16 protein-coding genes are annotated in these 22,189 nt (G+C 73.3%); 11 read left to right on the top strand and 5 right to left on the bottom strand.

Annotated features, from left to right (window positions below):
• Positions 1 to 160 precede the first annotated feature (160 nt).
• Entirely contained in the window at positions 161 to 4,228 is a 4,068-nt protein-coding gene (locus QSK03_RS32020; protein ID WP_285659770.1) for an nSTAND1 domain-containing NTPase, read from the bottom strand.
• Positions 4,229 to 4,259: 31 nt separating this feature from the next.
• On the opposite strand from QSK03_RS32020, the gene QSK03_RS32015 reads away from it, so the two are divergent.
• On the top strand, positions 4,260 to 4,487 hold the full coding sequence (locus QSK03_RS32015) for a hypothetical protein (protein WP_285659768.1): 228 nt from the start codon (positions 4,260 to 4,262) through the stop codon (positions 4,485 to 4,487).
• Positions 4,488 to 5,538: 1,051 nt separating this feature from the next.
• Here the strand turns inward: QSK03_RS32015 and QSK03_RS32010 are convergent.
• Together QSK03_RS32010 and QSK03_RS32005 are read right to left on the bottom strand one after the other, a co-directional pair.
• Complete coding sequence (locus QSK03_RS32010; protein WP_285659767.1) at positions 5,539 to 6,420, bottom strand: isocitrate lyase/PEP mutase family protein; 882 nt, start codon at positions 6,418 to 6,420, stop codon at positions 5,539 to 5,541.
• Between the two features lie 43 nt (positions 6,421 to 6,463).
• On the bottom strand, positions 6,464 to 6,940 hold the full coding sequence (locus QSK03_RS32005; protein ID WP_285659766.1) for a MarR family winged helix-turn-helix transcriptional regulator: 477 nt from the start codon (positions 6,938 to 6,940) through the stop codon (positions 6,464 to 6,466).
• 201 nt (positions 6,941 to 7,141) lie between these two features.
• Between QSK03_RS32005 and QSK03_RS32000 the strand changes: the two genes are divergently transcribed.
• From QSK03_RS32000 to fmdA, 3 genes are all read left to right on the top strand, one after another.
• Entirely contained in the window at positions 7,142 to 8,173 is a 1,032-nt protein-coding gene (locus QSK03_RS32000) for a substrate-binding domain-containing protein (RefSeq protein ID WP_285659771.1), read from the top strand.
• 141 nt (positions 8,174 to 8,314) lie between these two features.
• Positions 8,315 to 8,599: an FmdB family zinc ribbon protein gene (locus tag QSK03_RS31995; protein WP_285659765.1), complete on the top strand. Its 285-nt coding sequence runs from the start codon at positions 8,315 to 8,317 to the stop codon at positions 8,597 to 8,599.
• Positions 8,600 to 8,636: 37 nt separating this feature from the next.
• The gene (fmdA, locus tag QSK03_RS31990) at positions 8,637 to 9,890 is read left to right on the top strand and encodes a formamidase (protein ID WP_285659764.1); all 1,254 of its coding nucleotides are present in this window, start codon (positions 8,637 to 8,639) and stop codon (positions 9,888 to 9,890) included.
• 54 nt (positions 9,891 to 9,944) lie between these two features.
• Here fmdA and denD read toward each other — a convergent pair whose 3' ends face one another.
• Positions 9,945 to 10,904 (bottom strand): D-erythronate dehydrogenase, encoded by a 960-nt coding sequence (gene denD / locus QSK03_RS31985; RefSeq protein ID WP_285659763.1) that lies wholly within the window; start codon positions 10,902 to 10,904, stop codon positions 9,945 to 9,947.
• Positions 10,895 to 12,286, bottom strand: a complete 1,392-nt coding sequence (locus tag QSK03_RS31980) for a four-carbon acid sugar kinase family protein (RefSeq protein ID WP_285659762.1) — start codon at positions 12,284 to 12,286, stop codon at positions 10,895 to 10,897. The genes denD and QSK03_RS31980 overlap by 10 nt, the downstream gene beginning before the upstream one ends.
• A 67-nt stretch (positions 12,287 to 12,353) precedes the next feature.
• Between QSK03_RS31980 and QSK03_RS31975 the strand changes: the two genes are divergently transcribed.
• The 7 genes from QSK03_RS31975 to QSK03_RS31945 all read left to right on the top strand — a co-directional run bounded on the left by QSK03_RS31975 (position 12,354) and on the right by QSK03_RS31945 (position 21,932).
• Complete coding sequence (locus QSK03_RS31975; protein ID WP_285659761.1) at positions 12,354 to 12,563, top strand: hypothetical protein; 210 nt, start codon at positions 12,354 to 12,356, stop codon at positions 12,561 to 12,563.
• A 164-nt stretch (positions 12,564 to 12,727) separates the two neighbouring features.
• The gene (locus QSK03_RS31970; RefSeq protein ID WP_285659760.1) at positions 12,728 to 13,927 is read left to right on the top strand and encodes a L,D-transpeptidase; all 1,200 of its coding nucleotides are present in this window, start codon (positions 12,728 to 12,730) and stop codon (positions 13,925 to 13,927) included.
• A gap of 178 nt (positions 13,928 to 14,105) precedes the next feature.
• Complete coding sequence (locus QSK03_RS31965; protein WP_285659757.1) at positions 14,106 to 15,704, top strand: RyR domain-containing protein; 1,599 nt, start codon at positions 14,106 to 14,108, stop codon at positions 15,702 to 15,704.
• A 334-nt stretch (positions 15,705 to 16,038) separates the two neighbouring features.
• Positions 16,039 to 16,608, top strand: a complete 570-nt coding sequence (locus QSK03_RS31960) for a hypothetical protein (RefSeq protein WP_285659755.1) — start codon at positions 16,039 to 16,041, stop codon at positions 16,606 to 16,608.
• Positions 16,609 to 16,657: 49 nt separating this feature from the next.
• Positions 16,658 to 18,259, top strand: a complete 1,602-nt coding sequence (locus QSK03_RS31955; protein WP_285659753.1) for a trypsin-like peptidase domain-containing protein — start codon at positions 16,658 to 16,660, stop codon at positions 18,257 to 18,259.
• 21 nt (positions 18,260 to 18,280) lie between these two features.
• Positions 18,281 to 20,701, top strand: a complete 2,421-nt coding sequence (locus tag QSK03_RS31950; RefSeq protein ID WP_285659751.1) for a PEP/pyruvate-binding domain-containing protein — start codon at positions 18,281 to 18,283, stop codon at positions 20,699 to 20,701.
• Positions 20,702 to 20,792: 91 nt separating this feature from the next.
• Positions 20,793 to 21,932: a cobalamin-independent methionine synthase II family protein gene (locus QSK03_RS31945; RefSeq protein WP_285659749.1), complete on the top strand. Its 1,140-nt coding sequence runs from the start codon at positions 20,793 to 20,795 to the stop codon at positions 21,930 to 21,932.
• The last annotated feature ends 257 nt before the right edge of the window (positions 21,933 to 22,189 follow it).

Here is a 22,189-nt window from a genome sequence, read left to right as displayed (position 1 = left end):
GTCAGCCCACGCCTCGACCTCGGCCACACCGACATCGTCGCCCACCGGCCAGACAAGATCTCATCCGACCGTCCCGACCAAGCCGACACGCCCAACAAGCCACCCATAAATCAGGCTGTAGTACTAGGTGTTCCCCGGGAGCCGTGCTCCGCCGGAGGGGTCAACCCGACGGGGGACAGGACTCCTCGAAGTCGAGGCCGGGGACGGCCGCGGCCCACGCGGCGGGATCGAGGCCGCTGCCGACGATCGCACAGGCGCGCGCGGCGGCGTCGACGTGCAGGTCGCGCAGCGGTGAGATGTCCCAGAGCCGGACGACCCCGTCCGCCCCGGCGGCGGCGATCCACGGCCGGTCACGCGGCAGTCCGAGTGCGGCGATCGGCGACCCTGCCGGAGGAATCGCCTGGCCCAGGATGCGCGGTGCCGCGGGGACCGACACGTCCCACGAGGTGACCGACCCCGCCGAGCCCGCGGCGACCAGCGTCGCGCCGTCGCCGCTGAACCCGACGGTGTAGACGGCGCCGCCGTCGGACGACGGAGCCGGCGTGCGGCGCGGCGCACCGGACGTCGACCGGTCCCACACGAGGACCGAGCCGTCCCAGCCCCCGCTCGCCAGCGTTCCGCCCGGGGCGAAGCCCACGCTGAACACCGGCGCCCCACCGGCCGTCAGCCCGGGCGGGATCGCCCGCGGCCCCGCGGGGTCCGCGACGTCCCACTCCAGCACCGCACCCTCGGCGCCGGAGCTGGCCAGCCGTGCGCCGTCGGGCGAGAACGCGACGGAGTGGACGGGGCCGGTGTGCACGGACGCCGGACCTCCGATCGGGGTGGGGCGCGCCGGATCGGCGGTGCTCCACAACGCCACGCTGCGGTCGTCGTGCCCGACGGCCAGCGTCCCGCCGGCCGGCGCGAAGGCCACGCCGTTCGCGGGTCCCCCGACCGCCGGCACGGCGCCGGCGGCGCGGAACGGCCCGGGTCCGTCGAGCGGCACGAGCGTCACCGAGCCGTCCGCGGCGCCGATCGCGAGGAGCCTGCCGTCCGGTGAGATCGCGAGACTGCGGACCTCGGCCGGGGCGCCGATCGGCGCGCCGGAAGGGCGCGGGCGCGCGGGATCGGCCATGTCCCACACCCGCACGGCGGCGTCGCGGCCGCCGGTGGCCAGGAGCTGACCGGAGGGCGACACCGCGACGGCGCGGCTCGCTCCCGGACCGCCGGCGACCAGGGTGCCCAGGGGCGTCGCGTGGGGCGGACCGGCGAGGTCCCACAGCACCGCCGTGCGGTCGGCACCCGCCGAGAGCAGCCAGTGACCGCGGGGGGCGAAGGCGACCGAGTACACCTGGTCGGCGTGGCCGCGCAACGGATCGCCGAGCCGGGTGGGACGGCTGAGGTCGGCGGCGGAGAAGAGCCCGACCTCGTGGTCCGCCCCGGCCGTGGCGAGCATCGTCCCGTCCGGTGAGAACGCCAGCTGGTACGCCGGACCGGCGTGCACCCGGACGGGCTCACCGACGACGCGACCCGAGCCGTCGGCGGCCCAGGTGGCGAGGTCCCCGGACTGGTCGACCGCCGACACCGTGGCCCCGCCGGGAGCGAACGCCACCGACCACGCGGCGCTCACGGCGGTCAGTGGCGCGCCGAGCGCCGTCGGCCGCGACCGATCCGCGACGTTCCAGAGGCGAACGGTGCGGTCTGCGCCGGCTGTGGCCACGGCGCGTCCGTCCGGCGAGAAGGCGACACCGAACACCTGACCGACGTGGCCCGTCGCCACCTCGGCCGTGGTCGCCGGGCGCTCGAGGTCGGTGGTGTCGCGGAGGATCAGCCGCCCGTCGAAACCGACCGACGCCAGCGTCCGGCCGTCCGGCGAGAACGCGACCCCGTGGACCTCGGCCGTGTGACCTCCGAGCGGCGATCCGAGCCGCCGCGGCGCTCGGCGATCCGTCACGTCCCACAGCGAGATCGCGCGGTCCGCGCCGGCGGTGGCGACGGTGCGGCCGTCCGGCGAGTACGCGACGTCGTAGACGTAGCCCTGCTGCACCGGCGCGGCCCCGACCTGCGCCGGGTGCCCGGGGTCGGTGAGATCCCAGACGATGGCCCGGCCGTCCATGTCGCCGGTGATCAGGGTGGCGCCGTCGGGGGAGTAGGCGGTGGTCACGACCCCGCTGCTCTGCGGGAGGGTGCGCGCGTACCGGGTGTGGCCCAGCGTGTCGACGAGGTTCGCCGTCGATGCGGCGTCGGGCGCGATGTGTGCGGCTGCCAGCCCGAGTCGCAGCGCGGTGCGGGTGTCGGTGGGTCGTGCCACGTCGGCCTGGACCAGCAGCTGGCGGGCGACGGCCTGGCGTTCGGCGGCCGTCGCCGCACGGGCCTGGAAGAAGGCCAGCGTGCCGCCCACGACCGCGAGGAGGAGCAGGGCCGACAGCACGGCCACGCCGCGGCGGCGTCGTCGTCGGTCACGGGTCATGCTCGTCAGGAGGAAGCTCCGTGCGCCGGGGCCCACCTCGATCCGGTCGGTGGTGAGTCCTGCTCGACGACCGGGTCGCCACCGGTCGGTCCGGGACCCGAGATCGGCCACGACGCCGGCGAGCTGCGTCCCTTCCCACAGGCCCGCCGGGCCGCCTCCGCTCGCCTCCCAGTCGGCGGCGGCCTGGTCGACCCGCCGTTTGGCCCGGAGCGCCGTGGACTCGCGATCGATCGCCTCGGCGAGCGGCGCCCACGCGGTCAGGAAGGCCTCGTGCGCGACCTCGACGACGACGTGACCGGCGACGGGGTCGGACCCGGTCGTCAGGAGCCTCCGGTGGACGAATTCGTCGAGCTCTCGAGCGGCCGGGTCGGACAGTTCGTTCCGCGTCACGCGTGATCGCAGCGGGCGTCTCCGCTCGTCCACGACCACGAGCCGCAGGAGCTCACGGACGACCGCCTCGCGATCGCGCCCGCCGGCCGTCGTCGCGGCCGCGAGCGCCCGGTCGGCCTGCTGCGTCAGCGCGCCGCGGACCCCGCCGACCTGGTCGTAGCGGGCGTGGGTCAGCGTCGCGCCGCGGTAGCGCCCGTCGTGCACCGCGCTCTCGGTGAGCTGCGCCAGGGCGAAGGCGAGCAGGGGGAGGGCAGCGCCGGTCCCGGTGTCGTCGACCAGCCGGTCGACGAGCCCCTCCTCGAGGTGGAGTCCCGCGAGCTGCGCCGGCTTCTCGACCACCGCCACCAGGGCCTCCCGCTGCAGCGGCGCGATGGTGTGGAGGCGTTGCGGCAGGTCGGCGATCTCGGCGCTCGACAGCACACGGTCGAGGAACTCGGGCCGCAGCGCGGCGACCACCTGGAGGGGGCGGCCCAGCGCCGGCACGATCGCCCGGAGGAAGTCGGCGCGAGCGGCGTCGTCGGCCTGCGTGACCAGCTCCTCGAACTGGTCGACGACGAGCAACAGGCGGGTGCGGCGTTGCCCGGGGACGGCGAGCAGGAGCTCGTCGACGGCGTCGGCCAGGTGCCCGTCCTGCACCTCCCGGCGGAGATCGGCGAGTGATCGCTCGGGCCGACCGAAGAGGCGGGTCGCGGCGGCGAGCTCCCGGACGACCGCGCCGACCGGGTCACGGCCGGGTCGGCACGGATCGAGCGCCAGGACCTCCGGCTCGGCGGCCACGGCGGGGCGGAGACCCGCCCGGACCAGGGAGGACTTGCCGCACCCGGACGGACCGACCACGACGTGGATCTCGGGCTCGACCCGCGCGGCCGGGGTGCGCAGTGCCGCGGCCAGGCGCCGCACGTCGTCCTCCCGGCCGAAGAACGCCCGGCCCCGCTCGGCATCGAACGGGTCCAGACCGGGGTACGGCGAGCGGTCGTCCGGCCAGCCACCTCCGCCGGCGGCGTCGAGGCCCCGCAGGACCTCGACGAGCCGCTCGCCCCCCGCCTGCTCGTCCTCGGTCAGGTCGATCTCCTGCAGCGACCCCAGGAGATCGTGCCGCGGGCCCGGCGCGGCGAGCAGCGGCAGCAGCCGCGCGCCCTGCGACCGGGCGATCACGACCTCGGCGGTGCACCACGCCGAGCGGCAGTAGGCGGGCGTCACGACGCAGACGACCGCGTCCGCCGACCGCAACGCGGCGTAGAGACGCTCCTCCCACTGCTCGCCGGGCGTGATGCCGTCCTGAGGATCCCGGTCGAGGAAGACCTCGTGGCCCGCGGCGACGAGTCGTCCGCGCAGCCGCTCGCCGAGCGCGGTGTCCGCGCTCGCGTGGCTGATGAAGACGGTGGCCACCTAACCGGCGCCGGAACTGGTGGTGGTCGTCGTGGTGGTCGTGGTCGTGGTGGCGGTCGTCGTCGGTGTGGTGGTTATCGATGTGGTGGTGGTTGTCGGTGTGGTGGTGGTTGTCGGTGTGGTGGTACTCGTGGGCGACGCTGTCGCGGAGCCGCTGGGGACCTCAGGGGAGACGATCCCGTTGGGGACGAGGACCTCCCGGCGGAAGGCCTCGTACGAGAGCGCTTGTCCGAGGGTGCTCTCCTGGTTGTCCTCGTAGGCATCTCGGCAGTCGACGTCTTGGAAGCACGACATGACAGCGGCGACCACTCTCGGCTGGGCGACACCGAAATCCGGATCAGAGACACAGGTGTTGAGGAACCACCCCTGATCACTGTTCGCGGGCCACCCGCCCTCGCAATTCGTACCGGGTCCCGGAGAACGGACAGGGAGGTTCTCGAAGTACGTCTGCGCCTCCCGGATGCAGTCGGCAACCATGGCGCCGTATTCGGGATGCTCGGGGTCGTCGGGGTCTTGGCATGTGGTGAGAACGTTCATGAGCGCCTGCACCAGGCTGTCGGCGTTCGATGCCTTCGAGAACGCGTACTCGTAGGCGGGTGGGTAGGCGGGATACGGACCCGGCTCAGCCGGGGAGCCCCCGGGGTCGCCGGGTCCGCCGGGAGCTCCCGGGGTGCCGGGTCCGTCGTGGGTCCCCGGGCTCCCGGGCCCGACAGGGCTTCCCGGGGCGCCGGATTCGCCGGGAATCGCCGGCGTACCGGGCTCGACGGGAGCATTCGGTACCGCTGGCGCGTCCCCGGGTTGAAGGGGCCCGTATCCGGCGGTCGCGGCTCCCGGGGCGCCGCCAGGAGCGGTTCCGCCCGCCGGCTGAGCAGGCGACTCCCCGGACGAACACGACGCGAGCACGAGGACGAGGATGGCGGCCCCCACGATCGCGAGCCACGGCGTACGAGACAGAGACTTGCCGCGGTCCCGCCGTACCGAGGCGAAAGACGTGATCATGAGAGAACATCCCGGCGCATACGGCGTACCCGCGTGATCGGCTCCGCGACGGAGAATCAGATCAAGAACGATTCCCGGTCGGGCGGGGCGGTGTTTCGCCGAAGAACGACATCGCCGGGCGACCGTTCTCTACCGAGTCGAGCCCATCCTCGTCCCCCCGGCCCAGCACGGGATGTGGCTCCGTGAAGAGTGTGCTCTCGCTCTACCCCCCGATCGCTACGGCGTTCGAGGGACAAAGGCTCCGGGTGACGCTCGGACACTGCGACATGGCCACACGAGGTGATCGCGCCGTCCCGCGCCGTGAACGGCGGTCAGCGATCAGGACCGGTCATGATCTCCGCGAGCTGCCCGTACGGCAGCCGATCCGCCGCGGCGAGCGCGTCCCACCCGGCACCAGCCGACACGTCGTCCACGATCGCCGTCGCGCAGGCCAGGGCGGCGCGGTACAGCGAGGACCCGAAGCTGATCCGACGGACGCCGAGTCCGGCGAGGGACTCGAGGTCGAGCCCGAGGTCGCGGGAGGCGAGGACGTTCACCGGGACGTCGTCACACCCGCCGACGAGCTCGGCGAGGACCCGCTCCACCGAACCCAGCTCGGCGCCCGTGCGCTGCGCCCCGGGCACGAACAGGCACGTCGCCCCGGCCTCGCGGTAGCGGCGCAGCCGGTCGAGGGCGTGGCCGACGCGCTGCGTCGGTTCGCCCACGGGGTTCCAGAAGACGTCGGTGCGGGCGTTGAGGACCGCGACCGACCCGAGCTCGCGGATCGCCCCGGCCGCCGCCGCGACGATCTCCGTCTGCAACCCGACGTCGCGCAGCTCGCCGGTCGCGGGATCGGTGTCCTCGATGTTCACGCCCGCCGCGCCGGCCACGACGGCCCGGGTTGTGGTCGCGTGCACCTCCTCGGGGGTCGTGCCGAATCCGGCCTCGAGGTCGACGGTGACCGGGACGTCCCCGGCCGCGTCGACCATGGCGGCCGCGGCGGCGAGCGCCGCGTCGCGGTCGATCCGCTCGCCGTCGGGCAGACCGTCCGTGGCCGCCGCGGCTGCGCTCGAGGTCCCGATGGCGACCGTGTCCGGCCGTGACGCCAGGAGGCGCGCGCTGCCCGCGTCCCACGCGTTGGGCAGGAGGAACAGCGTCTCGTGTGCGCGCGCGAAGCGCTCGGCGCGCTCCCGGGCGGCGGTGCCGACGGCCATGCGGGCACGCTAGTTCGGCGATGCTTCGCCGGTCGCCGAAGGATCAGGCCTCGGTGGCCACGGGCTGGTCGACACCGGCGGGGGCGATCCCGGCCTGGAGGCGCTGCAGCAGCTCCTCGAACAGCTCGGCGTCGGCGCCCAGGAGGTCGCGGAACTGGCCGCGGACCTCGGCGGTGGCCTCGTCCCACTCCGCGAGGGCCCGCCGGCCGCGGGCCGAGACGACGATCAGCACGCGACGGCGGTCGCTGTGATCGCGCCGGCGCAGGACGAGGTTCGCCGACACCATCCGGTCGACGAGCTTGCTGAGCTTCGGCGCCAACAGGAGCACGTGGTCGGCGACCACGTTCATGGGGCACCCGCCGCGGTCGGCGAGCAGGCGCAGGATCCGCCACTGGTCGAGGCTGGAACCCTGACTCCGCAGCGCCTCCTCGAGCCGCCCCGTGAGGGTGTGCTCGACGAGCGAGAGGAGGCGGAGCGACTCGTCGCCATCTCGCGGGGAGCGTTCCGCGCTGGCTGGCACGGCACGATGGTAGCGGCGAAATCGGGTCGAACGACTCTTCCGGGGTCGGTCCGCGGCCCGGCAGCTCCACCGGGTGCGGACGACTCCAACGATCGGAGCAGTATCGGGCCGGGGCCCGCTCGCTAGCGTCGAACGATGACCGAGACGCCGCTTCCCTGGCCGGGGACGGCGCGACCGTCGCGCGGGGGCGACGTGCTCGACATGGCCCTGGTGGTGCCGCTCCAGGGGCCAGCCGGGATCTTCGGGCCCTCCTGCGAGAGCTGCGCCGCGCTGGCCGTGCAGGAGATCAACGCCGAGGGTGGTGTGCTCGGCCGGGAGCTGAACCTGGTGCCGGTCGACGGCGGCCGCAGTCCCGCCGAGGTGGCCATCGAGGTCGACGCCCTGGTCAGCGCCGGCGCCGTCCAGGCCGTCACCGGCTGGCACATCTCGGCCGTCCGCGAGGCCGTCGCGCCCCGGATCCGCGGCCGGGTCCCGTACGCCTACACGGCCCTCTACGAAGGGGGCGAGGACCGGCCGGGCCTGTTCCTCACTGGCGAGACGCCCGACCTCCAGCTCGGGCCGACCCTGGACTGGTTCGCCGGGACCGCGGGCGTGCGGCGCTGGGCGATCGTCGGCGACGACTACGTCTGGCCGCGCCGCTCGGCCGCGACCGCCGCTCGCTACCTGCGACGCATTGGCGGCACCGTCTGCGACGAGATGTTCGTGCCGCTCGGGACCTCGGACTTCTCCGCGGTCCTGCGCCGGGTCGAGGCCAGCGGGTGCGAGGCGGTGCTGATGCTGCTCATCGGCGACGACGCCGTCGCGTTCAACCGCGCCTTCGCCCGGTCCGGGCTCGACCGCGACATCCTGCGGTTCAGCTCCTTGATCGAGGAGAACGTCCTGCTCGCCTCCGGGCCCGAGAGCACGCGGGGTCTGATGACGTCGGCGGGCTACTTCGAGGACCTCGCGACGAGCTCCGGCCTCGAGTTCGCCGCGACCTACTTCCGCGAGTTCGGCGACGACGCTCCGGTGCTGAACAGCCTGGGGGAGTCCTGCTACGAGGGCGTCCGGCTGCTCACCGAGCTGATGCGCCGGGCCGGGTCCACCCAGGTGCCGGCGATGATGTCCGTGGCCGACGGGCTCGCGTACGAGAGCCCGCGCGGTACTGTCGAGCTCCGCGACCGGCACCTGCGCCAGCGGGTGTTCCTGGCGGTGGCCGACGGCCTGACCTGGGACGTCGTCCAGCAGCTGTAGCCGTTCGATCCCGGAGCGCGACGGGCGACGAGGGCCGTTGACAACGCCGACGCGACGTCGCTAACTTTCCTGGGAAACTAATTCCTGAGCGACGTATCACCTCGTCGGCTCCCCGGGCCACGACGAAGGGAGTCGGAGGAGATGCCGCTCTATGCGTACCGGTGCGGTGACGACGGGCCTCTCGAGGTCATGCGGCCACTCGGGTCCGCCCCGCCCGCGATCGCCTGTCCGACGTGCGGCGCCGACGCCCCGCGGATGATCACCGCACCGCGCCTGGCGAACGCCGACCCCACCCGCACGGCCGCGATCGACCGCGCCGAGGCCTCGCGCACCGAACCCGAGGTCGTCTCGGCACCGCCGCCCCGTCCGGCCCGCACGCCCCGTCCGCGCCTCGATCCGCGGACCGCCACGCTGCCGCGTCCCTGATCGGCTCCACACTCCGCACGACCTCAGGAGAGCTCCGATGCCCAAGAAGGTCTTCCCGCTCGACAGCAACAAGAAGTTCACCGAACAGGAGATCGTCGGCCACAACCGCTGGCACCCGGACGTCCCCGCCCAGGTGCACGTGAAGCCCGGCGACGTGTTCCGCGTGGACTGCCGCGAGTGGTTCGACGGCGCGATCGTCAACGACGACTCCGCCGACGACATCCTCAACGCCCCGCTCAACTCGGTGCACGTCCTGTCGGGCCCGATCGCGGTCGAGGGCGCGCAGCCGGGCGACCTGCTGATCGTCGACATCCTCGACGTCGGCCCGATCCCGCAGGAGGACTCCGGTCCGCTCGCCGGGCAGGGCTGGGGCTACACCGGGGTGTTCGCGACGCGCAACGGCGGCGGCTTCCTCACCGAGCAGTTCCCGGATGCCTACAAGGTCATCTGGGACTTCCGCGGCGGCCAGGCCACGTCGCGCCACGTCCCGAACGTCGCGTTCACGGGCATCGTGCACCCCGGCCTCATGGGCACCGCGCCGTCGCACGACCTGCTGCGCAAGTGGAACGCCCGCGAGCAGGCCCTCATCGACACCGACCCGCAGCGCGTGCCGCCGCTGGCCCTGCCGCCCCAGCCCGACTCCGCGATCCTCGGCTCGCTCACCGGCGACGACTTCGAGCGGGCCCGTAACGAAGCGGCGCGCACCGCTCCGCCCCGGGACAACGGCGGCAACCAGGACATCAAGAACTTCACCAAGGGCAGCCGCGTCTTCTACCCGGTGTTCGTCGACGGGGCGAACCTGTCGATGGGCGACCTGCACTTCTCCCAGGGCGACGGCGAGATCACCTTCTGCGGCGCGATCGAGATGGGCGGGTTCATGGACCTGCACGTCGACCTGATCAAGGGCGGCATGCAGACCTACGGCGTCTCCGAGAACGCCATCTTCATCCCGGGCAACACCGACCCGCAGTACAGCGAGTGGATCGCCTTCTCCGGCACGTCGGTGACGCTCGACGGCGAGCAGCGCTATCTCGACTCGCACCTGTCGTACCAGCGGGCATGCCTGCACGCGATCGACTACCTGACGACCTTCGGCTACTCCGACATCCAGGCGTACATGATCCTGGGCGCGGCGCCGATCGAGGGCCGTCTCTCCGGCGTCGTCGACATCCCGAACTCGTGCTCGACGGTCTACATCCCGACGGGGATCTTCGATTTCGACGTGAAGCCGAGCAAGAACGGCCCGGTGCGCATCGACCCGGGTCAGGGCGTGCCGAAGGCCAGCGCCTGACCGCCTGAGCCGGCTCCCCGGCCACTGCGGCGACGTCGTCCGTGCCCTCGGCACTCAGCGGTGGAGGTAGGCGCGGACGACGTCGTCGTAGGTGGTGTCGGCGGTCAGGCCCAGCGCGTGGGCGCGAGGCGTCTCGAAGCGCGGCGGCCAGCTGCCGACGATGGCGACGACGGCCGGGTCCTCGACCCAGTCGACGAGGTCGCTGGTGCCGGCCCCGGCGACGCGGTCGAGGGCCGCGGTCATCTCGCGCGGGGTGGTGGTCAGGGCGGGGAGGTTCATCGCCGTGCGGCTGCCCCACGTCGCGTCGTCGACCTCGGCGGCCCGGAGGATCCCGTCGAGGGTGCGGTCGGGCGAGGACAGCGCCACCGGCATGTCCGGCGGCGCCGGGCAGATCGCGCGCTCGCCGGCCAGCGGCTCGCGGACGATGCCGGACAGGAAGCTCGACGCCGCGGCGTTGGGGCGGCCGGGGCGCACCGACACCGTCATCAGCCGCACCGAACGGCCGCGGACGAAGCCCTTGCGGGTGTAGTCGGCGACCAGCTGCTCGCCGACGAACTTCTGGATCCCGTAGCTCGACTGCGGGCGCGGCAGCGTGTCGTCGTCGACGGTGCCGACGGGCCCGATCGCGGGGTCGCTGCCGAACACCGCGAGCGAGCTGGTGAACACGAGCACCGGCGGCGTGGCGTGCCCCCGCGCGTACTCCAGCACCGCGCGCGTCCCGTCGAGGTTCGTGTGCATGCCGGCGTCGAAGTCGGCCTCGGCGGCGCCGCTGACGACGCCGGCGAGGTGGAAGATCGCGTCGGCCTCCTCGCCGAGGGTGCGGGTGAGCTCGCCCGCGACGTGCTCGACGCGCGGATCGGCGGCGACGTCGTCGGCGGGCGCGACGAGGTCGACGACGACGAGCCGGGTCACCTCGGCCGGCGCGGCCCCGCCGAGCCCGACCGGCCCGGCGAGCAGGCGCCGGCACAGCAGCGTCCCGAGGAACCCGGCACCGCCGGTGACGATCACGCGCATGCCGCGGCCTCCAGACGGTCGACGACGTCGGCGAGGGCATCGTCGTCGCCGACGTTGCCCGCGAACACCACCAGCGGCGGCCCCGCGGTCGGCGCCCAGAGCGACACGATCCCGGGCAGCAGGGAGCCGCGCACCCACGCCCGGTCGGCGCGCAGCGACCCGGTCGCCACGTCCGACGACGTGATCCCGCCCTTGGCCAGGACGTAGGCGCTCGAGCCCGCCACGCGGCCGGCGACGCCGGTGAGCGCGGCGCTGACCCGGCGCGCGATGTCCAGGCTCTCGGCCTCGTCGCGGCCGGTGACGAGGGTGCGGGAGGTGCTCAGGACGGTGGTGCGGCGCGCGAGCGACGTCGTCACCTCGGCGACCGCGTCCTCCAGGTGGCGGGTGTCCCCGTCGAGCACCCGGGGGACGTCGATCTCGACGCGGGCGAGGTCGCGGCGCTCGGCGAGCCGGTCGAGCTGGCGGGAGGTGCGCCCGACGTGGGAGCCGACGACGACGAGGCCGTGGCCGGTCCCGACGGCGGCGGCCAGCTCGGCGTCGCCGATCGGCGCCTGCGCCTCCTGCCCGACGCGGGCGCGGACGAACGACGGGCCGACCCGGTAGACGAAGCGCGCGCCCGCCCGCTCGGCGGCGAGGATCGCGAGCACCGCCGCGCGCAGGTCGTCGTCGACGACCGCGTCGAGGACGACCACCCGTGCCGTCGGCAGCGCGACCGGTCCGCCGCGCAACGCCTCGATCCCCAGCTCGGCGACGTCGGCGGCCGGGATCGCGCCGGCGCTCTTCTCCGCGACCCAGTCCGCCAGCCGGGACGCCCGGTAGCCGAACGTGGCGTCGGCGGCGAACTCGCTCTCGGCCACCGGCGTCAGCTGATCGCCGTCGCGCAGCCAGTGCACGCCGTCGAGCGTGACCCGCCCGGCATCGGTGTAGGCGGGGGAGAGGATCACGGCGTCGGGCTCGCCCGCCTCCCCCTCGATCTCGGCAGCGATCACGTCCGTCTCGAGGGGGAAGTGCCCGCGCAGCGTGGAGTCGCCGCGGCTCGCGAACACGACCTCGATCCCGCGCCGGCGGGCGACCGCGAGGCAGGTCCGCACGACCTCCCGGTCCCGCGCCGCGGCGTCGTCGGGTCCGAGGCTGCGGGTGTTGGTGAGGACGAAGAAGGCGGGCATGCCCTGGGTGAGGGCCCAGTCGACGTCCTCGGCCGACCACCGCGTGAGGACCGGCAGATCGCGGATCGTCTGCGTGCCGGTCGGGTCGTCGTCGAGGACGACCACCGTCGGCGTCCCGGCCAGCGCGGCCCGGACGTCCTCGGCCGGCACCGCCCGGACCGGCGGCAGCGCGGCCAGCCGCGCCGTTCCGGTGCCCGCGTCCCTGCCCCGTCGCATCGCGTCATGCTCCCATCGCCGGCCGCGCCGTAGCCTCGGGTGAGGACCTCGCCGTACGGAGGTGGCCATGACGCAGACGCACAGCCGGGCCGGGCGCGACGAGCCGGCCGACGACGTCCCACCGGTGCCGCGGCACCCGCTCCCGCGCGTGCCCGACCGGGAGGTGCCCGAGCTCGGCGAGGACGCCGTGCCCGAGGTGGCGGTGGACGACGTCCCGGAGACACCCGGGACGCCGCGGATCGCGGGTGAGCGGCCGGTCGACATCGCGGAGACGTGATCGTGGCGCGCTCATCGCGGAATGTCCGCGATGAGTCCTTCCGTCCCCTCCGGAATCGTCCTCGAACGGTTCGTCCGGTTCACCGCCCGCGACACTCCCGCCTCACCGGGATGCGTGACCCGGGGTCGTAGATTGGGCGCGAGTCGAGGGACGAGGGAGCAGTGGTGGCGCGGCTGTTCGTGACCGTCATGGTGGTGCTGGCGGTCGGCCTGCTGGTGTGCGGTGTGCTGGGCGCGGTGGGGTCGGCCGGGGCCGCCCCGTCGTCGGCCGAGGGGCAGTCGGAGTCCGGACCCCCGCCGGTCCCGGCCGCGGTCGTGACGGCCTCGCCGGCTGTCGGCGCCGCCGATGTCCCGCCTGATGCCGTGCCGTCGGTCGCGGTCGACCACGGCCGGATCGCCGACGTGTCGCTGGTCGGGTCCGACGGCGCCGCCGTGCCGGGCACGGTGTCGGCCGACGGGCACCGCTGGACCGCGACGGGGGCCCTCGCCTACGACGACACCTACACGTGGTCGGGCCACGCGAGCGCCGAGGCGGGCGGCGCGGTGCCGATCGCCGGCGCGTTCACGACCGTGACGCCCGACGAGACGACCGGCGCCCACGTCAACATCGGCGACGGCGACACGGTCGGGGTCGGCGCACCGATCATCGTGCAGTTCGACCACCACGTCGCCGACAAGGCCGCCGCCGAGCGCGCGATGCAGGTCCGGACCTCGGTCCCGACGGTCGGGTCGTGGGCCTGGCTCGACGACGACAACGGCGGCTCGCGGGCGCACTGGCGTCCCCAGAACTACTGGAGGCCCGGCACGCAGGTGGACGTCACGGTGCACCAGCTCGGCGTCGACGACGGCGACGGGGTGTGGGGCCGGACCGACGTCACGAGCCAGTTCACGATCGGCCGGTCGCAGATCGTGCGGGCCGACGTCAACAGCCACCAGATGGTCGTGATCACGAACGGCCAGGAGAGCATGAACTTCCCGGCGAGCTACGGGCTCGGCTCGGACCCGAACCGGAACACGACCAACGGCATCCACGTCGTCATGGAGAAGAACCAGACGGTGCTGATGTCGAACCCGAAGTACCACTACGAGAACGTGCCGGAGCACTGGGCGGTGCGGATCGAGAACAACGGCGAGTTCATCCACGCCAACCCGGACACCACCGGCGACCAGGGCTCCGAGAACGTCACCCACGGCTGCGTGAACCTCTCGACCGACAACGCCGAGCAGTACTTCGACACGGCGATCTACGGCGACCCAGTGGAGGTCACCAACAGCCCGATCCCGCTGACGCCTGCCGACGGCGACATCTCGGACTGGACGGTGCCCTGGGACCAGTGGGTCGGGATGTCCGCGCTCCGGGCCTGAGCGGAGCACACTGGGTCCGATCGGGGAGGATCACCGACCGACCAGGAGCGGGGCAGATCGGGTGACGTCGCCACAACGTCCACGTGACCAGGCCCGTGGACCGGCGGGCGGCGCGACGGACGGCTCGGGGCACCGCTCCAGCGAGACGGAAGCGCTGACTCGGCTCGCGGTGGGCGTCGTGGCGGTGACCGCGATCGTCCTGGGGATCGTCGGCTTCGAGCGCTTCCTCCCCGCCCCCGGCATCGAGGCGGGGCAGGGATGGACCGACATCCTGTATTACACGCTGCAGCTCTTCCTGCTCGACTCGGCGCCGCTGCAGCAGGCATCGCACCTGCCGGTGGAGCTCGACATCGCCCGGTTCCTCGCGCCGTCGACGACGTTCCTCGCCGCGTGGCTGACGGCGAAGGCGGTCTATGACTCCACCTACAACGTCGTCCGTGCCCGGCGGCTCCGCGACCACACCGTGGTCTGCGGGAGCGGGACCGCGGCGCTGCTGGTCGCGCGCTCCGTCGTCGAGGAGGGCCGCACCTGCGTCGTGGTCGACGGGTCCACGCCCGGCGTCGAGGTGGCGCGCCAGGCGGACGTCGCGGACGCCAGGACGAGGATGCTGCGCGTCGCGGGCGATCCCCGGGACGCCGGTGTGCTGCGGGAGGCCCGGAGCCACCGGGCCCGCGAAGTGGTGGTCGTGACCGGCGACAGCACGCGCAACGCCGACGTGGGTGTCGTCCTCCGGGCGTCCCTGACCGGGCTCGCCGACCCTCCGCGGTGTTTCCTCGAGATGACCTCGCCGGCCCTCGGCGCGGCCGTCACCGCCCACGAGCTCAACGCCGACTCCGCTCTCCGCATGGAGGTCTTCGTCCCCTCCGGGCGAGCGGCGCGACGCATGCTGGACCTCCACCTCCCCTCGGCGGAGGAGGGCGGGTCGGCGTTGGTCGTCGGTTCCGGAGCGTCCTTCGACGCCGTGGTTCGCGAGCTCGCCCGGCGTGACGCCCAGGACGACCCCGCGGTCCCCTGGACCTCGACCGCACGGTGCGAGCCGCCGCAGATCGACGTGCCCGAGGACCTGGCGTCCGTGTTCGTGTGCCTCGACGACGACCTCACGGCGCTCCAGACAGGACTCCGCCTCACGAGGACGTGGCACGACCGGGCGGTCGACGTCGTCGTCGCCGTCGGCTCGAGCACGGCACTCGGCGGCGCGATCACCGGGGCGGACTTCGCGGTGTCGTCCGTCGGCCGCGCCCACTTCCACGTCTTCAACACCACCGACCACGTCTACGCGGTGTCGTCCCTGCGCCGGGGTCTCTATCTCGACATCGCCCGTGCCGCGCACGACGTCTACGTGCGCAACGCCCGTGCCCGTGGGGAAAGGGTGGAGGACAACCCGTCGACCGTCCCCTGGGATCAGCTCCCCGACGACCTCCGCCAGGCCAACCTGGCGCAGGCGTTCTCGATCACGGACAAGATTCGCCGGATGGGCTGTGCCGTCGTTCCGCTCGACGAGCCGGACACCCGATTCGAGTTCGCGACGGGGGAGATCGAGGAATTGGCGCGTGCCGAGCACGAGCGCTGGATGGAAGATCGGGAAGGGCGCGGCTGGCGCCTCGGAGATCGGGACGACGCGGTGCGCACGCACCCCGATCTCGTCGCGTGGGAGCACCTGACGGAGGCGGCTCGGCAGAAAGATCGCGACGTCGTCGCCGCGATCCCGGAGTACCTCCGACGGGCCGGCCTGCAGATCATCAGAGGCGGTCCCCGCGACCCGTCGACGCCGGACTGAACGGGTGCACCGTGCGGATTCTCGGACACGCAGAGGAATGATCTCGGGAACCGCATCGTCACGAACGGCGGATTGACCCTCTCGATCCCGGCTGCAACTTTCACTCTGTGAAGTCGACGTGAGAGTCGATGTCGGGGACGACTCCTGTGGGGGATGACGACATGGTGACTGAGCAGCGGACGTCCAGGGGCGGGGAGGCCGTGCGATCGGTCGTCGGCACGGTGCTCTTCGTCGTGTGGCTGATCCTGACGATCCTCTGGGTGGCCAGCATCATCCACGCGCTCGGTGAGGGTCCGTCGCGCCACTCATCAAAGGCATCATCGCGATCCTGCTGATGCTCCTGCTCGCGGTGATGGAAGGCCTCGAGGTGGCGGTCATCGACCGCTGGAGCCAGATCTACCCGGACCGTCCGCAGTCGGATCTCGCCGGGTGGCTCGCCGCCCGTCAGCTGTTCGTCGCGCTGATCGTCACCACCGCCACCATTCTCGCGGAACCCGAGAGCGTCCCGTTGCCTTTCGACGACCCGTCGACGATTCCCCCGGGTGGTTGGCTCAAGGCCTTCACCATCGTGTGGACCACGATCACGGTGCTCTGGTACATGCAGATCCTGCCGAAGCACATGGCCGCGACCAACCCGGACCGCTATCTGCACCGCACGAAGCCGATCTTCTTCCCGGTGGTCCAGGTCGTCCACAACCTGGGCGTCGCCAAGCCGGCCGAGACCGTCGCGAAGATCGTCGAGAAGCGCCTCGACTGGCATCCGATCGAGGTGGACGAGACCGGCGTCGATCTGGAGTCCCGCCCGGTGCCGGCGGGGAACCTGGCGAGCGCCTGGGCCGCGCTGATCCCGGACGACCACCCGCCCAGAGGGTCGCGACGCGACGATCGGGCCTCCGGGGCCTGACCGGCCCGAGTCGCGCGGCGGTCGCGGCGATGGACGCGAAGGAGTGCACGTGACCCGGCGGAACTGGGTCAGGGAGTTCCGGGCGGCCACGAGCACGTTCGACTGGACGACCGTGGACAAGCTCGCCCGCTCGTACGCCGACCACCTCTACACGGTTCCGGCCCTCCCCGACAGCGTGGGCCCGGTGCTCGATGTCCTCCGCCGGGGCCTGCGGTACGCCGAGCTCGAGCTCGTCGCCGACGCCGCCCTCGCACACGGAGTCGGCACACCGGCGGTCCGGCGGCAGTACGCCCAGGCTCTGGTCGACAGGGGCAAGCCCGCCGTGGCGCTGCAGATCTACCGCGAGCTCGCCGAGGACGACGACCTCCCGGAGTACGACCACCTCGAGGCTCGGGGCGGCGTCGGGCGCTGCTACAAGGAGCTGTTCCTGGCGTGCTCCGAACCCGTCCGCCGCCGGGACTACTTCTCGCGGTCCCTCGACGCCTACCTCACGACCTACCTCCAGGACCTCGACCGGGTCTGGCACGGGATCAACGCCGTGGCGCTCCTGGCGCGCGCCGAACGCGAGGGCACCGCCCTGAGCCCTCCACGGCCGGCCGCGGCCGACCTGGCCGGAGCGGTGCTCCAGGTCGTCGCCGACCGTCTCCCGGACACGTGGACCGAGCTGACGGCGTGCGAGGCGGCGCTCGCGCTCGGGCGGCACGAGGACGCGATCGAGCGGGTCGAGGCGTTCCTCGCGACGAACCCCGACGGGTTCGCGGTGGCGTCCTTCCACCGCCAGCTCCGCACGGTGTGGGAGCTCGAGACCCTCAGCTCACCCGGCACCGAGCTGCTCGCCCAGCTGCGGTCCGCGTTGCTCGAGCTCGGCGGGGGCCAGGTCACGGTGGAGCCCGCCGACGTCCGGGCGTCACGGTTGGAGACCGATCTCCGCGGCGTCCGCCTCGAGCACATCCTCGGGGCCGAGCGCTACCAGTCCCTCGGCTGGTACCGCAACGGGCTCTCGCGGTGTCGTGCCGTGACCAGCATCCAGAACCCCAGCGGGGTCGGCATCGGTACGGGGTTCCTCGTCGCGGGTCACGATCTCCACCGCGATCTCCCGCGGCTCGTCGTCGTCACGAACAACCATGTCGTTCCGGGCGCGCTGGATCCGGTGGAGACGCGCCTCGCCTTCCACGGTCTCGACGACGACCCGGTGCCGCGAACCCACTTCCAGGTCCGGCGGGTGTGCTGGTCGCAGCCGTCGGGAGACGGCGGGCTGGACACGACGATCCTGGAACTGGACGGCCACCCGGAGGGTGTCGTCCCGACGCCGATCGCCCCGAAGCTGCCCCGGAAGCCCCTCGAGGACCGGCGGGCCTACGTCATCGGTCACCCCCGCGGCCTGTCGCAGCCCCAGTTCTCCCTGCAGGACAACCTCCTGCTCGATTACGACCGGAGCCTGATGCACTACCGCTCGCCGACCGAGCCCGGCAGCTCCGGCAGCCCGGTCTTCAACGACGACTGGGAGCTCATCGGTCTGCACCACGGCGGCGGCGCGGCCATCAAGCGGCTCAACCACGTCGGCGGCACCCACGCGGCCAACGAGGGCATCACGATCGAGGCCATCCGTGGCCGTCTGAAAGATCAGCCGCCGGACCCCCGTCCCCGCTGAGACCGGAGCACACTGGCGGGCGTGGACTTCGTCCGGACGTTCGCGCAGCTCGGGGCCGGTGACGTCGCGCTCGCCGGCGGCAAGGGAGCCAACCTCGGCGAGCTGGTCCGGGCCGGGCTGCCGGTGCCGCCGGGGGTGGTGCTGACGACGGACGCGTACGCGGCGTTCGTCGACGCCGCGGGGCTGGACGTGACGGCGGCCGGCGACGTGCGGGCTGCGTTCCTCGCCGCGGCGGTGCCACACGAGGTGGCTCGCGAGGTCCGGGCGGCCTACGCCGATCTGGGGGCGAGGCCGGTCGCCGTCCGGTCGTCCGCCACCGCCGAGGACCTCGCGGACGCCAGCTTCGCGGGTCAGCAGGAGACCTTCCTCGACGTGCGCGGCGAGGACGGCGTGCTCGACGCGGTCGTGCGCTGCTGGGCGTCGCTGTGGACGCCGCGGGCGATCGACTACCGCGCCCGCCAGGGCATCGCCCCGGTGGACGTGCGGCTCGCCGTGGTCGTGCAGCGGATGGTCGAGGCCGAGGCGTCCGGCGTGCTGTTCACCGCGGAGCCGACCACCGGGCGACGGGACCGCATCCTGATCAGCGCGGCCTGGGGGCTGGGGGAGTCGGTGGTCGGCGGGCTCGCGGCGACCGACGAGATCGTCGTCGACAAGGCCACGCTCGCCGAGGTCGGTCGCACCGTCGCGACCAAGAGCGAGATGACCGTGCCGACCGGCGGGGGCACCACCCAGGCCCCGGTGCCCGCGGACCGCCGGCGGACCGGGGTGCTCGACGCCGCCGCCGTGGCCGAGCTGGCCCGTCTCGGGGTCCGGGCCGAGGAGCACTTCGGCGTGCCCCAGGACGTCGAGTGGGCGCGGGCGGGCGACGGCTTCGCGCTGGTCCAGTCGCGGCCGATCACGGCGTTGCCCGCGCCCGCGGCGCCGCCGCCCGAGACCTGGCCACTGCCGTACCCGGGCGGCGCGTACTTCCGGGCCAGCATCGTCGAGCAGATGCCGAGCCCGCTCACGCCGCTGTTCGCGGACCTGATCGACCCCGCGGTCACCGGGTCCATCCGGGAGCTGTTCGCCCAGATGCTGGGGCAGCCGGTGCCCGAGGGCGACATCGCCTTCCCGACGATCAACGGCTACGCGTACTACTTCTACCGGACCCGCGGGCTCGCGTGGATGATCCTGCGGCTCCCGCTGGCGCTGCGCGGCCTGAACCGCACCGAGACCCGCGGCGGCGTCCGGGGATGGCGCGAGCGGGCGCATCCCACCTACGTCGCGGCCGTCGCGGAGTGGACGGCGAGGGACCCGGCGACGCTCTCCGCCGAGGAGCTGCTCGACGGCGTCGTCACCCTCCTGCGGGCGGGCGCGACGTACTACACCGCCGTGCAGTCGGTGATCCCGCTGGCCGCGACCGCGGAGATCGCGTTCACGACGTTCTACGACCGTGCGGTCCGGCGCCCGGGCGACCCGGCGGCCCACGTGCTGCTGCTCGGCGAGGACAGCGAACCGATCCGAGCCGAGCGCTCGCTCTACGCGCTGGCGGTGCAGGCCCGCGCGACCGGGATGGACACCGACACGTGGCGCCGCGGCTTCCGCGAGCACCTCGGTCGCTACGGCCACGCCGTGTTCGACCTCGACTTCGCCCAGCCCACCGCCGCCGACGACCCGGGCACGTTGCTCGACACGATCCGCTTCCAGATGTCGGACCGGGGCACCGATCCGGACGTGCGCCGCGCGCGACTGCGGGCCGAGCGCGACGCCCGCACGCGCGATCTGCGGTCCCGGCTCGACCCGGTGCGCCGGCGGATCCTCGACGCGTTGCTGAGCCGCGCCCGCACGCTCGCCCCGGTCCGTGAGGACGCGCTGGCCGACGTCGGGCTCGCGTGGCCGCCGATGCGACGGATGCTGCGTGAGCTCGGGACGCGGGTCGGGGTGGGCGTCGACGACGTCTTCTGGCTCACCGAGGCCGAGCTCCGGGCCGCGATCCGTGGCGAGGAGGTGTCTCCGCCGCTGGACGAGCGCCGGGCCCTGCGTCGTGGTCGCGCGCTCGTCTCACCGCCGCAGATGCTGCCCGAGGCACGCTGGCTGCAGCTGCTGGTGGGCCCGTTCATGCCGGGCGCCGAGACGCCGGCGGGGGAGGAGCTCACCGGAGTCCCGGGCTCCACCGGGTCGGTCACCGCGCCGGCCCGCGTGCTGCGGGGGCCCGAGGACTTCGGCGCGATGGAGCCCGGCGAGGTGCTGGTCGCGCGGATGACGACCCCGGCCTGGACATCGTTGTTCGCCCGCGCCGCCGCGGTGGTCACCGACATCGGCGGCCCGCTGAGCCACAGCTCGATCGTCGCCCGTGAGTACGGCATCCCGGCCGTGCTCGGGACCGGCTCGGCCACCGACCGCATCCGCACCGGCGACCGCGTCCGGGTCGACGGGGACGCCGGGACGGTCAGCGTGATCTGAGCACCGTGTGCCGACGATCGGCCGATACACCGAGATCCGTCCACGGTGGTTGCATGGGCTCCCGGCTGGTCCCGGACGAGGAGGTCCGCGCATGAGGAGAAGCGACGAGCGCATCCTGACCACGCACACCGGGAGCCTTCCCCGGCCCGACGACCTGCGCGCGCTCTTCGCGCGCGGCGACGTCCACGGGGACGACTTCGTGGGGAGCGTCCGCCGCTCGGTCACCGACGTGGTCGGTCGACAGACCGAGGCCGGTGTCGACGTCCTCAACGACGGCGAGATGAGCAAGGAGAGCTATTCGACGTACGTGCGCGAGCGGCTCAGCGGGTTCGACGGGGAGGGCGAGGCCGTCCTCGGGCTCAGCGACCTCATGGACTTCCCCGACTTCATGAACCGGTGGATGCAGCTCAACGCCGCCGACGTCGGCGACGTCCTGGCGCCGCCCGCCTGCACCGGACCGATCGCGGTCAAGGACCACGACCAGGTCCGCGTCGACATCGAGAACCTCCGTGCGGCCACGGCGGGCGGCGGCGCGACCGAGGTCTTCATGTCGGCGGCGTCGCCGGGCGTCGTCGCCGCCTTCTTCGCGAACCATCACTACCCGACGCGCGAGGAGTACCTGCGCGCGATCGGTGCGGCGATGCGGGAGGAGTACGAGGCGATCGTGGACGCCGGCTTCGTGCTCCAGCTCGACTGCCCGGACCTGGCGATGTGCCGGCACCTGCAGTGGCAGGACCGCAGCCTCGAGGAGTTCCGCGCGATCGCCCGGCAGGACGTCGAGGTGCTGAACGAGGCCACCGCGGGCATCGACCCGGACCGGATGCGCATCCACCTGTGCTGGGGGAACTACGAGGGGCCGCACCACCACGACGTCGCGCTGCGCGACATCGTCGACATCGTGCTCGAGGCCCGACCCAACGGCATCGCGCTCGAGGCGGCGAACCCGCGCCACGAGCACGAGTGGCAGGTCTTCGAGGACGTCGCGCTGCCGGACGGGAAGGTGCTCATCCCTGGCGTCATCGACTCGACGATGAACTACATCGAGCACCCGGAGCTGATCGCCCAGCGGCTCGTCCGCTACGGCCGTCTCGTGGGCCGGCCGAATGTGCTGGCCGGCTCGGACTGCGGCTTCGGGACCGCGGCCCAGCAGGGCGTCGTGTCGCCGGACATCGTGTGGGCGAAGTGCGCCGCGATGGCGGAAGGCGCGCGGCTGGCGACGGCCCAGCTGTAGCCGGCGGTCGGGGCGGACCGAAGCGGTGAGCGCCGCGCACACGACCCGCTCACCGCCGCGACGGTCGTCGCGGCGATGAGCCGGCCACGCGTGCTCGTCCTCCGAGCCGGGGTTGTCGGTCGGGGTCGATCCCAATGCCGCTGACTTAAGCGGCTGGGGGCTCGATGAGGATCTTGGGTGCGTCGGGGTGGCGGACTTGGCGGTGGTGGGCTCGTTTGGTGAGTTTGTCGCCGATCTGTGTTCGTTTGACGACCCGG

It is taken from the genome of Actinomycetospora sp. NBRC 106375, from assembly GCF_030269665.1.
In the GTDB taxonomy this organism is placed as follows: domain Bacteria; phylum Actinomycetota; class Actinomycetes; order Mycobacteriales; family Pseudonocardiaceae; genus Actinomycetospora.
This window is presented reverse-complemented; position numbering and strand designations above follow the sequence as displayed.